This window comes from Affinundibacterium macrobrachii (genome assembly GCF_014652415.1).
GTDB classification, from domain to species: domain Bacteria; phylum Pseudomonadota; class Gammaproteobacteria; order Burkholderiales; family Burkholderiaceae_D; genus Undibacterium; species Undibacterium macrobrachii.
Genome location: NZ_BMYT01000007.1, coordinates 88292 through 104546, shown reverse-complemented (window position 1 = coordinate 104546; position 16255 = coordinate 88292). Strand labels below are relative to the sequence as shown.

The window sequence follows — 16255 nt, the reverse complement described above, 5'->3', positions numbered from 1 at the left end:
CGCCAATCATTCTTTTTCATGCGCTCGCAAACGTCTATGCATATGGCGTAATCCCATCCACACACTGGCGATCACCAATGGTACAGCGACACCTACTGCAGTTTCGGTATGCGCAATCCAAGTAAACTCCTTTGCCGCTTTGGCGACATACGCAAACAAGCCAATCACATAGTAAGAAATCGCGGCGACCGATAAGCCTTCGACAGCTTGTTGCAAATGCAATTGCTGAGCAGCACGTGCATTTAAAGATTGCAAGATTTTTCTATTTTGCATTTCTTGCACTATGCCGACACGGGTACGTAATAAATCATTCGAGTTAGCAATGCGCCTAGCCAGAGCTTCTTGCCGATTAGCGACCGCATCGCAGGTGTTCATGGCGGGCGTTAAGCGTCTATCCATAAACTCCGCCACCATGGGTAGCCCTTCTACACGTTGCTCGCGTAATTCTTCTATGCGTGCATGCACCAAACCAAAATAGGCTTTTGAGGCAGAAAAACGATAATTATTTTCAAGCGATAATTTTTCTATGCGGGCAGCTAAATGCGTGATTTTTTCTAACAACAAGCGTTCAGCGTCGGTATCGCGATCCAACTGACGTTCGCTTAAGGCGTCATCCGATGCCACCATGGCCGTCGCCAAATCAACCAACTCACTCTCAATTGCATTGAGCTGTGGTGTCGTCGCTTGGGCAATTGGCAAACCGAGCAATGCCATCATGCGGTAAGTTTCGATCTCAAAAATGCGTTGCGCTAATCGCCCCGCTTGCTGCGCACGCATGTCAACATCACGAATCACAAAACGACTAAAACCATCGGCATGCACCACAAAATCGGACCAAAACTCGCCGCCTTGCATCACCCTGCTACCCGCTAAGGCATGACCTTTAAACAAGTGCTGAATCTCATGTGCAAACTCACTCGCTGCTTGAGATCGATTGTCCAACACTAAGTGTGCCGCAACCAACAATTTGCCTTGCAAACGATGTAGCCATGCTGCGGGAATACGCGCAATCGGCATTTGCGCAAAGGCTCGCTCCAAACTTAAGTCGGGATCTGCATGCTGCGCAAAGGTGTAGGTCGCGAATTCGGTATGGCATTCCCATTTCAAACGGCAAGGACCAAAATCGACGTAAAAGTATTTTGATTCTGGCGTAGGTGGACTCACGCCAAAATGTGCGCACAAGGCGGCCAGCAAGTTATGTTGCAGCGCTTGCGGTGATAATTTTTGCTGCGCATGTGGCTCAGGATAAACTGCCAAATGCGTTAATAATTCTGGCGCAGTTAATTGTAGAAAAGGACGCGAGTGAATTTCTGCGGCCAAAGAAATTCGCGCATGGTGATTCAATTCAAATGAGTGCATAGCTAACTTCGCAAAAAGAAGTAAGAAAGATTTTCAAAACCACATTTAAGAACCGATTTAGGAATTACGCCAATGAATGCAAATACTTCGAACGAAGGGGGTAATTCTTAAAATGAAGCAAGTAGATTGATGCATATACCTGCGCGGGGAATCTGCTTGAGCGAAACAATCACTCAAGCTGTCTTTGTGAGATCCTTGAATCACCGATTTGGCTTGGTTAGCCGTAGATTTGCGACACAGCACCGTATCAAAATACTATCCGCAAATCCGATGCAAATTTGATTGTAACAAAGATGCTGCAAACTGGTATGCAGACCGACCAAGATGAGAAGCTATGTAAAAATGAATAAGTATTGCTATTGATGCGCATTAGCAAAACTCTCATCTCCATGCTGTCGGCAGAAATTAACGTGTATGTACTGGTAAAATGCTGCCCTGTCTGCTTGAGAATGATGCTCAAGCATCATCAACTCAAGCAAATGCTTATTTAATTTCACTGACAAGAGGACACTATGACGCAACTCAAAGCCATCATGCAAACTAGCAAAGGCACCATCAATTTAAATCTGTTTGCCGATCAAACACCGATCACCTGCGCTAGCTTTGTCAATCTGGCACAACGTGGCTATTACGACGGTTTGAATTTTCACCGTGTGATCAACGACTTTATGATTCAAGGCGGTTGCCCTGATGGTACTGGCATGGGTGGCCCTGGCTATCGTTTTAAAGATGAATGCAGCAGCGAATTACGTCATGACAAAGCAGGTATTTTGTCAATGGCGAACGCTGGCCCTGGCACCAATGGTAGCCAATTCTTCATCACCCATGGCCCAACACCACATTTGAACGGTAAGCACACCGTATTTGGTGTAGTCGTCAGCGCAGAAGATCAAAAAGTGGTTAACAATATCGTACGAGGTGACGTCATCGAAAAATTGACGATCGAAGGTGATGCATCTGCATTACTAGAACAACAAGCTGAATTAGTCGCAAAGTGGAATGAAGTTTTAGATTCACGCGCATAAGCTTTTCTTTATTAAGCAAAATTTCAGTGTGCGCTTAGACGCCTGCGCACACTGATTCTAGTAATCCAGCACACACGATCACGCCTCTACGCTATGCTTCAAATACGCCTTGCCACGGATGCCGACTTTGAACAAATCTGGCCGATTTTCCATAGTATAGTCGCTGCTGGCGACACCTATACTTATCCACCAGATACCGATCAGCAACAAGCCTATCAATTGTGGATGCAGTCACCAAGACTCACCTTTGTCGCGGAAGAAGATGGCGAAATTCTAGCGACTTACTACATCAAATCCAATCAAACTGGCGGCGGCCAACATGTCTGCAATTGTGGCTACATGGTGAGCCCAAAAGCGCGTGGACGTGGCTTAGCAAAACGTATGTGTGAGCATTCACAAGAAATCGCACGACAGCTAGGTTATCAGGCCATGCAATTTAATTTTGTTATCGCCAGCAATCAGGTCGCAGTAGAACTCTGGAGCAAATTGGGCTTTGCAACAGTCGGTCGCCTACCCCGCGCATTTTTGCACCCACAACTTGCTTATGTCGATGCACTGGTAATGTATAAAAGCATAGTTGAATAAAAGTTGAATAAAAAAAGCCGCTAATCTACATCAATTAGCGGCTTATTTTTAGCTTATTTTTTGGCTTTCCTTATCACTCAAAACTGACTTCCTTACGATTGTCTTTAGACACTCTGTCGATCAGTTTGTTATACGGATCAACACCGACTTCAAACGGTTTATCCTTCACGGTGATCGTCAAATTGGACGCATTGGCTGGAACGATACGTTTTTCGATAAAGAGAACTTTCTCGTCTTTTTCTTTCGCGCCAGTAGCACGAGAGAAAACTGCGATCTCAATCGCTTCATCATAGGCACGAGCTGTTTCTTTACCTTTGCCATCGACTTCAATTTTTGCCAGATGTAATTTCATCGATACATCCCATTGACCATCAGCACGCTTAACTGCTTTCGCTTCGGTCACACGATTATCGTAAAACACAATTTTTTCGAACATATCGGTGATCAAAGCGTGCTTATCTTGTGGCGCTTCTTCGCGGATATAAGCCAATAATTCCTTGGTCGTGGTGTAGGGTGCTTGTTGATAAGCTTTATCTTGCAAAAAGCGTTTCAAGGCGCGATTCAATGCTTCTTCACCGATCTCATCACGCAAACGGTAGAAAATCAAACTACCCTTGTTGTAATGAATGTACTGCTGATTCTCAACCCTTGCCAGCGGCTGTTCTTCAATCAATTCACCACCACGTCCACGCAAATAATTATCCAGTTCATACTTCAAGAAACGGCGCATTTTGTCGCGCCCGTATTCTTTTTCCATCACCATCAAAGCAAAGTATTGTGACAGTGATTCCATCAAGACCGTCGAGCCTTGCATGTTTGCGCCTATCACCTGATGTCCCCACCATTGATGCGCCATTTCATGTGCCGTCACGTAGAACACATAATCAATATCATCCTTATCGCGCAGATCGGCGATGAAGCCAATTGCTTCTGAGTAGGGAATGGTATTGGCAAACGATTGCGCAAAACTTGCGTAACGTGGAAACTCCAAAATACGTACTTGTTGATGTTGATAAGGAGTGAAATTTGCCGTGAAGTAATCCAAAGACTTCTTCGTACTTTCAATCATACGATCCACATTGTAGGCATGCTTTTTGTCGTAATAAACTTCAATCGGTATCCCTTTCCAATCACCTTTTTTGACTTCCCATCGCGCAGATAAAAAGGCAAAAAATGGCATCATCGGTCTATCCATTTTATATTGGAAGTAACGACGACCTTGATCTTCCCAAGTTTTTTGCAGATACCCTGGCGCCATCGCAATTTGATCAGAAGACGTGGAAATGACGGTTTCGAAATTAATCCAATCTGCCTCGCTACCCAGTGCGTGATAAGCGCGCGCTGATTCATCTTCTAATTTCGGCATGCGTTCTGGTTCGCCTAAGCCGCGTTTTCTCCGTTCATTGCGGTCACGCATTTCTATGTCAGATGCGTAACCAAATTGTGGAAAGAATTCACGATTATTGAAAAAAGTACCGTTTAAATTGACGGTATTGGCAGCACCACTATTCGTGAAGCCAGGATTCTCAACGGTGGCGACAAAATCCAAAGCTAAACGATCACCAGCAGCCAGCGCTTGTTTGAGTTTAATGATACTGAATCCTAATTTTTTATCATCCAAAACAAGTTGGTGCTCGGGTAAATTTTTCCAAACAGTTTTAACGCGTGTATTCAACTGAATATGCAAAGTATCTTGTGGCAAGCTAGATTTATTTTGTAAGACATAATGCCCGTTAATAACAAGCTTGCGCTGTTCAGGATAAATATCCACATTGGCTTTCACATCAGTTAATTTGGGATGCGGGAAGCCTTTGTATTGTTTGTACTTTTTCTCGTACTCTGCGTTTTCATCCAAAGCTGCAGACTTTGTTTGGTACTGATTTAACACATTGGTGTTATAGAAAATCCAGCCACCAGTGATGGCAAACGCGCTTAAGCTTATCGCCAAGGCTAGCCCAGCCTTACTATTGAGTTTCGCCAATGCCAAGCGCACTCGAATCCGCCACTCCTGCGATAAACCACGCACCCAAAACGCTTGCGCAATAATCAGCAAAGCCAACGTGAACAAACTCCAGTACAGAGTGAACCAAGACCATCCAGTGAGGAAATGACCATAACCATTCATATCAGAATAAGGCGTCGCGGAGGTGCCAGCAAAATTATATAAATTGTGATCTAGATCTAAAGAGCCAAACACAATTTGAGAAATCAACACCAGTATCATGACTAAATAGCCGATAAACTTATTGTTGGTTAGCACCTGTAATGCTAGCGCCAACAAGCCCAGCAAAATAAAGCCACTCGCACCGATTAAAACGCCTTTTACATACAAAGCGAATTCTATCGGTGCACCACCTTTAATCACTTGCATCAAGATTCCGGCCAATGCGCCCGCGCTCAGAAAACATAAAATCACCGCGCTTAAAGCAGCAGCCTTGGCCAGCAAGGGCACCCAATTTGGCACCGGCATCGCATCAACCACATCCGCAATCTTGACTTGACGCTCTTTAAAGATCAGCTCACCGGCGTAAAAAGTAACGATGATGATCAGCATGAAATTGAAACTGCCAGCCATGATGTTCAACATATTCGTTGTCACTGGATAAACGGTGGTACCGAACATCACACCGGATTGGCTTGCACCACCCACAAAATTGACAATGCCAAACAGCAGCATGACCAAAAACGGCACGCTCTTAAATACAGCTTTCGCATCGAATTTGAGAATATTCCAGAACTGCATCCATGCTGCTGCGGTACTGCTATCTTGCTGGACTTTTGGCAAACTGACTCTAGATAACTGTGGCGCCGCCATACTGCCTGCCGATTCAGCTTTCGCTTTACCGAACCAACGACGTCCGGTTCCAGCACGCTGTGGTTTAAATAAGACCAAGGTCAGCGATAGCAATGCCAAACTAATGCAGGCCCACAACAAGCGATTCACTAACAAATAACCATCGAGCGCAGGCAAAATCGTATTTGCTTCGGCAGTCGAGAAGTAACGCACCATACGCCCATAAGCACGCAGACCAAATGGATCTAACAAGACAGCGCTCCACTCATTACTAATATCGCGCGTGAAAGATCCTGCTAGCAACCACAATACGAAAAAACCGATCACACCGACATACACCATCATCATGGAGCGGGTGGTTGCCGCTAATAACATCAGCAAAGCACCGATAAACAAAAGATTAGGAATGACAAAAACCAATAAGCCCCAAACAAAAGGCTTAAAGCTAAATACTCCAACTCTGGCACTATCTACCCATGGCATATAAGGACCCGCCAACAATCCCAAAATGATCAACAGAAAAATTAGCAAACATGCGACTAAACCAGCTAGAAAACGTCCGATCAAATAGTCATGTTTGCGCATAGGTGTCGCGAATAACATGTCGGAAATGCCGATTTCGGAATCACGCAGTACCGCACCAGCGATAAAGATCGTGACGACAAACATCGACAACACACTGAAGACACCCAAAAATTGCGCTATCACAGTTGCAGCATTACGGTTGACGTTACCGACAGCACCGCCGACTGTAATCGCATCACTACTAGCGGCACCAAAAGCGAGTGCGCCAAAAATCAATGCAATCACCCATAGCAAAGGTTGCTTGAGTTGAAAGCGCAAATCAAATTTAAAGAATTCAAACCACATAGCGGGCTCCTTAAACAGCAAGCGCAGAGGCGCTATTTTGTGATTTGCGTAACTGCAAGAAATACACGTCCTCTAAATTCGCTTCCACTTGACGGAAGCCTTCATCGGGTTGGGATTCTGAATACACATTGATTTGCGGCTTACCAGCGACTAGACGCGTCGTCAGTACTGTGAATTTTTCTAAATAACTTGGTAGCGCTTCCTTGCTGACGCTGCAACGCCAGACTTTATTTTGTAAAGTCTCGATGGCTGCTTGCGGTTCACCTTGCACCAAAACTTGACCTTTAGCGATCATCGCCATACGTGGGCATAAGTCAGTTACGTCTTCCACGATATGCGTCGATAGAATGACAACGACTTGCTCACCAATTTCGGAGAGCAAGTTCAAAAATCGATTACGTTCATCGGGATCGAGACCGGCTGTTGGTTCATCCACTATCACCAACTTCGGCGAACCCAATAGCGCTTGCGCAATACCGAAACGTTGACGCATCCCACCTGAATATGTTCCTAATCCACGTTTGCGAGCTTCCCACAAATTAGTTTGACGCAATAAAGCTTCCACCGATTGCTTACGATCTGCTTTATTGGTGATACCTTTTAAGACCGCAAAATGATTGAGCAAATCTTCTGCCGAAACTTTTGGATAAACCCCAAAGTCTTGCGGTAAGTATCCTAGTTGGCGCCGTAGTTCTTCTTTATTCTGCAATACATCCAAACCATTGAAATGAATCGTGCCACTATCAGGTTCTTGCAAAGTCGCAATGGTGCGCATCAAGGAAGACTTACCTGCGCCATTCGGTCCAAGTAAACCGAATAAGCCATTGGGGATTTCTAGATTGACGTTGTTGGTTGCATGCACGCCATTGGCGTAGGTTTTATTCAAATTCTTAATCGACAACATGAGGTAAGCTCCTAAATGTAAGACTTCATGTAAAACTTAATGTAAAACTTCAATCGTATTTAATCAGTGCATACCATACAAAAGATACATGACAATCCGCTACAAGAACACAATATGCGATCAAATACGGATTTCTTGTCACCAAAGCTAAAAATCGGACATGAACGAAGAATTCGCCCTCGTCACGCGTTCGTGACGAAAAACTGTAAACTGATGTCTTGATTTATCCGCTCTATCGCAAAACAACCAAAACTCTGAACAAACTGTCATATTCGCTACATTGAAGCTAGCTTTACGCCCCAGTTCTATATCGCTCCACTTACGAACTATTCTTATGTCGAAATTAGAAAGAACGCCCGCCACTCCTGATCAACCCTTGCCTGAAAAGTTAATTAGTAAACTGGGGAGCTGGTCTGTAAAAGCGCAGCACTATCCCGTATTCAGTCAAACGTGGTTTCGTTATCGTGCACTTAGTTTTGCACCGGCATTAGGTGTTTTAGCACTAATTATGTTGGTCATTTCTCTCATTGTGGCAAACAAAAAAACAGCAGCAGTCAACGAGATCACGCCATACTTCATGTTTTTAGTTTTATTTATTGGTATCGCTGTAAATTTACTGGCTGGGCGCTGGCTCGCTACCCAAGTGAAAAAAAGACAGTGGCGCAAAAAAACAGAAACTGTCGGTATCGTCAGCGCGCTGGCACTCGGTATCTTACTGTCACTTCTGATTGTCGATTCAGCGGATCGTTTTTTGGATAAAAAAATTACGAAAACCAGTCCAGAAACCAAAGAGAAAATTCAACAGCTCACGAATAGCGATGAAGTAAAAGTCGGTTTGATTATCACCGATGAGGAAGAAAACAAAACTCAACTTGCCAACAAGTTGTTCTGGCTAATACTCTTAAGTTGGTGGGGTGGCGCGTTAGATTTTCGAGCCTACCTCAAGCAAAGACAAGAATTAGAAAATGCCAGCGTCCAAGAAAAGCTAGATCAATACAAGAATGAACGCAATCAAGCACAAATGCGTTTATCGGTTCTCGCTAGTCAAGTCGAACCGCATTTTTTATTTAATACTTTATCGGGCGTGCGCGCGGCAATGCTCAGCGATCCTGCTCGCGGCGTAGTCATCATCGATCATTTGGTTGATTACTTACGTTCGACGATTCCACAGATGCGTAATGACGGCAATTTAATGGCAACCACGGTAGAGAACCAATTTAATTCGGTCAAAGCCTATCTCGGCGTTATTCACACGCGGATTCCACGCCTTAGTTTTAGTGTGGAATGTCCAGCAGAATTATTAAACTGTGCTGTTCCTCCTTTAATGCTGATCAGCCTAGTAGAAAACGCCGTAAAACATGGTATCGAGCCAAAAAAAGGAGCGGTACACATCAGCGTAAAAGCCAGCAAAATCACCACGCATGTGCCAAACAGCGATAGCGTCGAACACGAACAACTATGCCTAAGTGTAGAAGATAACGGCGTCGGTTTTGGTCATAGCGTGTCGGGCTCTGGAATAGGATTAAATAATATTCGCGAACGTTTAAAATACTTATACGCGGGCGATGCCAGCCTAGAACTAAGTATGCGGGAAGAAGGCGGAATTGCAGCTCGCATTCGATTACCACTCAGTCGTTACGAAGAGCAAACTTCAGAGCAGAGTAATCTAACTTGAGTAAGCGTCACACGATGCTCGAAGTAAATCCCAAAAAATTTTAAAATCCACTAAAGTCACACTAGAGGAATAAGCATGCCGACCGCAATTATTGCCGATGATGAAGATTTACAGCGCTCAGATCTGCAGCGTATGTTGCAACTGATTTGGCCAGAATTGGAGATCCTTGCCACTTGTGAAGATGGTGGTGATGCGCTCGATGCGATCACTAAATTTCAACCGAATATCGCGTTCTTAGATATCCGCATGCCGGAATTGAGCGGACTGGATGTTGCCCGCGCTAGCGATGGCAAATGTCGCGTGGTATTTACTACTGCTTTTGACAATCACGCAATTGAAGCTTTCAAATTGGGCGCGATTGATTATCTGCTCAAACCAATTACTGAAGAACGTCTGCAACACACGATCTCGCGCATCAAAGAACAATTGAGTGCAGGCACGACACCACAAGATTTAATTCAAGTGATGGCTGCACTAGATCAGCGTTTGCGTGAACCGCAAGAAGCAGAAAAAATACGTTGGATTAGCGCCAATTCGGGCAGCACCATCAAGCTATTTTCGATTGAAGATGTCTTGTTCTTTGAATCGGATCTGCGCTACACCCGTGTCGTTAGTGCAGATGATGAAGGCCATATTCGTACCTCGATCAAAGAATTACAAAAAGGCTTATCTCCGGATCAATTTTGGCAAATCCACCGTAGCATCATGGTTAATCCACGCGCGATTGCACGCGCCCGCCGTGACGAGATGGGGAATATTTTTGTCGAATTGAAGAATCATCGCGAACAACTACGTGTGAGCCAAACCTATGCTTGGCGCTTTAAGGGCATGTAAAGTCATATTCAGTTCTCTCATGTAAAATACTAGCAAACCTGCCTGCTCATTTTTCTTGATTAATGCAGCAAGTTAGTTAGCTTGTACGTAGCAAGTCACGATAATCATTGATGGAAATATGAAAGCAGGCAAGGATTATTATTTTTTCTCAAAAAATGCAAAAGTACCTACAGACTAAAGCTTCAGTCTGTGCCACACTCAAGTTATGACGCTCACCGAATTAAAATATATCGTTGCAGTAGCCCGCCAAAAACATTTTGGACATGCGGCAGAAGCTTGTTTTGTCGCGCAGCCAACATTATCAGTGGCGATCAAGAAACTTGAAGACGAATTGGGCGTGACGATCTTCGAGCGCGGTGGAACAGAAGTATCGACAACTCCGTTAGGCGCACAAATCGTGGCACAAGCAGAGCGTGTACTCGAACAGACCGCAGTCATTAAAGAAATTGCAAAACAAAACAAAGATCCTTTGAATGGACCTTTCCGTCTTGGCATCATTTACACCATCGGGCCCTACTTATTGCCAGGTTTAGTAAAAACCATGATCGATAAAGTGCCGCAAATGCCTCTGATTTTGCAAGAAAACTTTACCGTCAAACTGATTGAATTATTGCGGCAAGGTGAATTGGATGCTGCCATTATGGCATTGCCTTTGCCAGATCAAGGATTAATGGTGCAAGCTTTATATGATGAGCCTTTTGTCGTTGCCATGCCAAAAGATCATCCTTGGGCGAACCGTAGTTCGGTTTCTGCCGAAGAATTGAAAACGGAGACTATGCTGCTATTGGGCAGTGGTCACTGCTTCCGTGATCAAGTGTTAGAAGTTTGCCCAGAAATGGCACGCTTCTCGACAGCAAGTGATGGCATCGCACGCACGTTTGAAGGTTCTTCATTAGAAACGATACGACACATGGTCGCTTCAGGTATCGGTATCACCGTATTACCGATGGCTTCGGTCCCCGATCTGCATGCTACCGACAGCATGCTGCGCTATGTGCCGTTTAGTAACCGCGCGCCAGACCGACGCGTTGTGATTGCGTGGCGCAAAAGCTTTACTCGCCATGCCGCGATTGATGCGATCCGACAAGCTGTACTGAATTGCGATTTACCTGGCGTTACGATGTTAGACGAAGCAGCGACCGCGCAATAATTCGCACACATCCCACATTTAAAACATGCTTGCTCGTGCGGATTGCCTTTACCAATCGCACTAGCGATGCAATCGTCTACTGATTGAATTAGCATATTCGCGCTCGATCAGATTCACTTCATCTAGATTCACTTTATAATGCCAGCGTTTCAACACGCACATCCATTCTCCATGAATCCGCTGCTCGTTCGATTATCACTCTATTTCAAATTGATTCGCTTGGATAAGCCTATCGGTATTTTGCTGTTGCTGTGGCCAACCTTAATCGCGTTATGGATTGCCTCTAATGGTCAACCATCATGGCAACACTTACTTATTTTTTGTGTTGGCACTGCCTTAATGCGCTCGGCTGGCTGTGCTATCAATGATTATGCTGACCGTGATTTTGATAAATTTGTGAAACGAACCGCAGAGCGTCCTTTAACCAGCGGCAAAATCAAATCATGGGAAGCATTGATGGTAGCCGGTGTACTGGCATTGATCTCTTTCTTATTGATTCTACCGCTCAATACACTCACCAAACAATTATCGGTAATCGCCTTATTGGTAGCTGCTTCCTATCCGTATTTCAAACGCTTTTTTGCAATCCCACAAGCCTACTTAGGCATTGCTTTTGGTTTTGGTATTCCGATGGCATTTGCCGCAGTGAACGATGCAGTTCCGGTGCAAGCTTGGTGGCTACTGCTTGCGAATGTGTTTTGGGCGATCGCTTACGATACCGAATATGCAATGGTGGATAGAGATGATGATTTAAAAATCGGCATTAAAACTTCAGCGATTACTTTTGGCAAGTGGGATGTTACTGCCATCATGCTGTGTTATTTTCTAGCATTAGCGATCGTAACTTGGTGCGGCTGGCAATGGCAGCTAGGTTGGCCATTTATGGCTGGTGTCGTGGTTGCAGCGCTGATTGCGATTTACCACTACAGTTTAATCAAATCACGCGAGCGAGCATCGTGCTTCGCGGCATTTCGTCATAATAACTGGCTAGGCGCAGCTTTATTTGCTGGGGTCTGTTTGGATTATCTAATTTAATGAAACAGCACTTTCCAATATTCTGTTCTACAATGCAAAAAATCTAATCATTCATTGCGGAGTTTGCGCTAACGCAAAGCAAAGTATCAATTTCGACCTAGACTTAGCTTAGGTCATATGCGGTTGTAATAACTCATCTCACAAGGAAATGCCATGAATTCTGTTGATCAACACAAAGCCGATCTAATGCGTGAATTGACACAAATCTTGAAAGACGCAGAGGAATTAATTAAAAACTCCGAGCAGCAAGCGGGTGATGGATTTCAAAGTGCCAAAGATAAGTTACAAAGCAGTTTGAAAAACGCGCGCAAAGAAATTGACCGTATCGAAGATGTGGTCGTCAAAAAAACCAAAGATGCAGCACATGCGGCAGATGATTATGTCCATGACAATCCATGGAAAACCGCTGGTATTGCGGCAGGCGTTGGATTGCTGATTGGTTTGCTCATCGCCAGAAGTAAATAAAACCAATGGCACTCACCGATTCAATCGCACGCTTTGGTGCGAGCCTGATCGAAAGCTTGCATACGCGTCTTGAACTCGCCTCATTAGAAATCGAAGAAGAGTTCGGGCGCTATGCCAATTATTTCATTCTCTCTTTAATCGGTCTCTTTTGCGGCATCGTCACGGTACTGTTACTGATACTGCTGATTTTAATTATTTTTTGGGATAATCATCGAGAACTCGCCTTAAGTGCCTTAATCACAATTTTTGCACTTGCCAGTGTTGGCATCTTCTTTTATCTGAAAACAGCGATCAAAAATAAACCGCGCTTGCTGGCTGCTAGCTTGGGCGAGTTACAAAACGATATCGCTGTATTACGTCAACAAAGCAAAACTCCTGACGATAGTAGCGACAGGTCGGCACCTAAAAATCGTGGCAATCGTGAGCATCGTGACAGTGATGTCGACAATGAAGGCTTCTAGCATGACGCTACTCACGCCATCATCGAACAAATCGAACAAATCGAACATATCGACCAAATCCAGCAAACCCAGTCGCGCCCAATTATTGCAGGCTCGCAAACAAATCTTGCTCGCACAATGTCGATTACAAAGATTGGAATTACAGTGGCACGGCGCACAAATTCAAGATCATTTACGCTATGTTGAAATTGGACTACGCACCGCGAAAGCATTGCGCGCATCACCCATCTTACTCGCGATATTCGCCGCTGGAATCACCATCGTCAAACCAAAGCGCGCATTCTCTTTATTGAAAACAGGTTTATCCTCTTGGCGCTGGTGGCAAACATTAGCACCTGTCTTATTGCCTTTGATTCGCAGTTGGCGCGCACGTAGCGCGGCATCCAGTGCAAGTAACTCCGATACCAAGGACCTCAATACAAGCCAATCTTCATCGCAATAAACAAATTCAATTCAAATAGTCTTGCGCTTTTGCGTTCACTATTTAGTTCGTTTGCATTAACCGTCTTTGCAGTTCTGCTTCCGCTTCTAGGCGAGCGAGTTCGATTTCTTCAATCACCGCATGCACATCAACCGGGCGCTTATCTTCCGCAACAATACCCGTCAACACGGTATCTGGACGCAATAAGCCTGCTACATATAGCTGCCAAATCTCTTTGCCATATTGAGTCAGTGCTAGCTCGGGTGCGAACTGACTAAAGTAATTTTTTAGATTATCGAAATCGCGGTACAACATCGCCGCCGCGCCCATATTGCCAGCAGCATTCACTGCTTGTGGCAAATCAATAATTACAGGACCTTGCTCGTTCAACAGAATATTAAATTCAGACAAGTCGCCATGGACAATCCCAGCACATAACATCAACACCACTTGTTGAATCAACTCTTCGTGATAAACCAAGGCTTGCGCATGACTCAGATTAACATCGTTCAAACGTGGTGCGACTTGCCCATCTTCGGTGCTGACTAAATCCATCAGTAGCACACCTTCAAAACAAATATGCGGTTTGGGAACTCGCACACCGGCATCCGCTAATTTGTAGAGCGCATCGACTTCAGCATTTTGCCAAACTTCTTCTTGCATCTTCCGGCCATACTTCGAGCCTTTTTGCATCGCGCGCGCCTGCCGACTATTTTTTACGGTGCGCCCTTCTTGATATGCCGCGGCTTGCTTAAAGCTGCGTTGACCAGCTTCTTTATACATTTTCGCGCAACGTATTTGATCGCCACAACGCACGACATATACCGTCGCTTCTTTGCCGCTCATTAATTGACTTAGCACTTCATCTATCATGCCTTCATCGACGAGAGCTTGTAGGCGCTGTGGTGTTTTCATGAGCAGTCAATATTCTGATGAATATTTTGATGAATTATTTGATGAATTCTTCGCACCAACTGTTTAAGCGAACAATTAATTTTGTCCAAATTCATCTCCTAATTCTTTGCCACGTTGCGCCGCTGCCAGCACCGCTTGATGTATCGCTGGCTTCACTTCGCTCGCATCCATACTGCATAAAGCAGCATAAGTTGTACCACCTTTAGAAGTCACTCGTTCACGTAAGATGCTTACTGATTCATCCGATTGCTGCGCCAACTGCGCTGCGCCTTGAAAGGTCGCTAATGCTAATTGACGTGCCTGTGCTGCATCAAAACCTAGCTGCTGCGCCGCTTCTTGCATCGCCTCGATGAAATAAAAAACATAAGCTGGACCACTACCAGAAACTGCGGTCACGGCATCGATCATCGCCTCTTGCTCAACCCATAAAGTGTCACCAACAGCCTGCATAATATTTTGTGCCACATTACGTTCAGACTCGCTCACTGCATCCATTGCATACAGGCCACTCATCCCCAAGCCTATCATTGCTGGCGTATTCGGCATCGCGCGCACGATCTTCTGGTAACCACCTAACCAACGTGACAAATCCGCCGCACGTATTCCTGCAGCTACCGAGAGTACGATTTGCGATTGGATATACGGTGACAAACTTGCTGCGACCGTGTGCAATTGCTGAGGTTTCACCGCAAGCACGATCAAGTCTGCGCCACGTAAATGTGAATCTGCTTGCTCCATGCCAAGGCTGGTACTGACACCATATCCGGTGACTAGATTCTGCAAGCTTTCAGGGTTTAAATCGATCACATGAATTTGTGTCGACGCTGCCAGCTTTTTCACTAAACCACTGATTAAAGCACCTGCCATGTTACCGCCACCGATAAAGGCGATACGCAAATTAGACTGCATAATTTCTCTTTCCAAAAATAGCACTACCAATTCTTACCATCGTACTGCCTTCCGCAATCGCTGCTTGCATATCCGCACTCATGCCCATCGATAATGTATCCAGCATAATCCCTTGCGTTTGTAATTGTTGTCGCAGATCGGCTAAAGAACGAAACGCTTGCCGCTGAGCCACTTCATCCTCGTTCGCCTCTGGCACACACATTAGCCCGCGCAGACTTAAGTTAGGTAATTGCACAACATGCTTTGCTAATGCTAATAATTGATCGGGGCTAACGCCACTCTTACTAGCTTCGCCACTGATATTCACCTGCAAACAAACTTGTAACTTACCAAGATGTGCGGGACGTTGTTCTGATAAGCGCGTTGCAATTTTTTCGCGATCAATCGAATGTACCCAAGAAAAATTCTCGGCGATAGGACGTGTTTTATTACTTTGTATCGGACCAATAAAATGCCAAAGCAATTGATCTGCGGCACGATCATCGGCTAACAAGCGGCGTACTTCGGCAATTTTATCAACGCCTTCTTGCACATAATTTTCACCGAACATGCGTTGACCAGCTTGCCATGCTTGCACCACATGTTCTGCACCAAAGGTTTTGGATACTGCTAATAAAGCAATTTCAGTTGGATTCCTGCCATAGCGGGCTGCACTTAGTGCAATTGCCTCATGCACGACTTGCAAGTTTTGGGAGATTAAGGACATAATCAAGGACGTAGAACTGCATTAAACAATCAGACTAAAATCAAATGAGTCACTCAGGTAAGTGAATTGCATAAAATTGCATAAGTCGCGCAGCGATTTCGACAATTTCACTCAGCATGATCAACCCACTTCAATTATTTCGTATCG

The 16255-nt window shown here is 44.9% G+C and carries 15 protein-coding genes; 9 read left to right on the top strand and 6 right to left on the bottom strand.

Going from position 1 to position 16255, the window contains the following annotated elements; translation table 11 throughout:
* Window positions 1–6: 6 nt before the first annotated feature.
* Complete coding sequence (locus IE103_RS16710) at window positions 7–1359, bottom strand: DUF3422 family protein (RefSeq protein ID WP_189347345.1); 1353 nt, start codon at window positions 1357–1359, stop codon at window positions 7–9.
* 512 nt (window positions 1360–1871) lie between these two features.
* On the opposite strand from IE103_RS16710, the gene IE103_RS16705 reads away from it, so the two are divergent.
* Together IE103_RS16705 and IE103_RS16700 are read left to right on the top strand one after the other, a co-directional pair.
* Complete coding sequence (locus IE103_RS16705) at window positions 1872–2384, top strand: peptidylprolyl isomerase (protein WP_189347343.1); 513 nt, start codon at window positions 1872–1874, stop codon at window positions 2382–2384.
* A 93-nt stretch (window positions 2385–2477) separates the two neighbouring features.
* Complete coding sequence (locus tag IE103_RS16700) at window positions 2478–2969, top strand: GNAT family N-acetyltransferase (RefSeq protein ID WP_189347341.1); 492 nt, start codon at window positions 2478–2480, stop codon at window positions 2967–2969.
* A 73-nt stretch (window positions 2970–3042) separates the two neighbouring features.
* Here the strand turns inward: IE103_RS16700 and IE103_RS16695 are convergent, their stop codons facing one another.
* Complete coding sequence (locus tag IE103_RS16695; RefSeq protein WP_189347340.1) at window positions 3043–6633, bottom strand: ABC transporter permease/M1 family aminopeptidase; 3591 nt, start codon at window positions 6631–6633, stop codon at window positions 3043–3045.
* Between the two features lie 10 nt (window positions 6634–6643).
* Window positions 6644–7537 carry an ABC transporter ATP-binding protein gene (locus IE103_RS16690; protein WP_189347338.1) on the bottom strand — a complete coding sequence of 298 codons (894 nt, stop codon included), beginning with the start codon at window positions 7535–7537 and terminating at the stop codon, window positions 6644–6646.
* A gap of 334 nt (window positions 7538–7871) precedes the next feature.
* Here IE103_RS16690 and IE103_RS16685 point away from each other — a divergent pair, with 334 nt between their 5' ends.
* From IE103_RS16685 to IE103_RS16655, 7 genes are all read left to right on the top strand, one after another.
* Entirely contained in the window at window positions 7872–9212 is a 1341-nt protein-coding gene (locus IE103_RS16685; RefSeq protein ID WP_189347336.1) for a sensor histidine kinase, read from the top strand.
* Window positions 9213–9287: 75 nt separating this feature from the next.
* Window positions 9288–10046 carry a LytR/AlgR family response regulator transcription factor gene (locus tag IE103_RS16680; protein WP_189347334.1) on the top strand — a complete coding sequence of 253 codons (759 nt, stop codon included), beginning with the start codon at window positions 9288–9290 and terminating at the stop codon, window positions 10044–10046.
* Window positions 10047–10251: 205 nt separating this feature from the next.
* Window positions 10252–11196, top strand: coding sequence for a hydrogen peroxide-inducible genes activator (locus IE103_RS16675; protein ID WP_189347332.1), 945 nt, complete (start codon window positions 10252–10254; stop codon window positions 11194–11196).
* Between the two features lie 171 nt (window positions 11197–11367).
* Window positions 11368–12231, top strand: a complete 864-nt coding sequence (gene ubiA, locus IE103_RS16670) for a 4-hydroxybenzoate octaprenyltransferase (protein WP_189347330.1) — start codon at window positions 11368–11370, stop codon at window positions 12229–12231.
* 153 nt (window positions 12232–12384) lie between these two features.
* A complete protein-coding gene (locus IE103_RS16665) occupies window positions 12385–12696 on the top strand; it encodes an ElaB/YgaM/YqjD family protein (RefSeq protein WP_189347328.1) in 312 nt (103 codons plus the stop codon).
* Between the two features lie 5 nt (window positions 12697–12701).
* Window positions 12702–13157: a phage holin family protein gene (locus IE103_RS16660; RefSeq protein ID WP_189347326.1), complete on the top strand. Its 456-nt coding sequence runs from the start codon at window positions 12702–12704 to the stop codon at window positions 13155–13157.
* Window positions 13135–13599 (top strand): YqjK family protein, encoded by a 465-nt coding sequence (locus tag IE103_RS16655; RefSeq protein WP_189347325.1) that lies wholly within the window; start codon window positions 13135–13137, stop codon window positions 13597–13599. Before IE103_RS16660 ends, IE103_RS16655 begins: the two co-directional genes overlap by 23 nt.
* A 42-nt stretch (window positions 13600–13641) precedes the next feature.
* Here the strand turns inward: IE103_RS16655 and IE103_RS16650 are convergent, their stop codons facing one another.
* The 3 genes from IE103_RS16650 to IE103_RS16640 form a co-directional block, all read right to left on the bottom strand.
* Entirely contained in the window at window positions 13642–14493 is an 852-nt protein-coding gene (locus IE103_RS16650; protein ID WP_189347323.1) for a PA4780 family RIO1-like protein kinase, read from the bottom strand.
* A 75-nt stretch (window positions 14494–14568) separates the two neighbouring features.
* Window positions 14569–15402 (bottom strand): pyrroline-5-carboxylate reductase, encoded by an 834-nt coding sequence (gene proC / locus IE103_RS16645; protein ID WP_189347321.1) that lies wholly within the window; start codon window positions 15400–15402, stop codon window positions 14569–14571.
* Window positions 15392–16108, bottom strand: coding sequence for a YggS family pyridoxal phosphate-dependent enzyme (locus IE103_RS16640; RefSeq protein WP_189347319.1), 717 nt, complete (start codon window positions 16106–16108; stop codon window positions 15392–15394). The genes proC and IE103_RS16640 overlap by 11 nt, the downstream gene beginning before the upstream one ends.
* Window positions 16109–16255 lie beyond the last annotated feature (147 nt).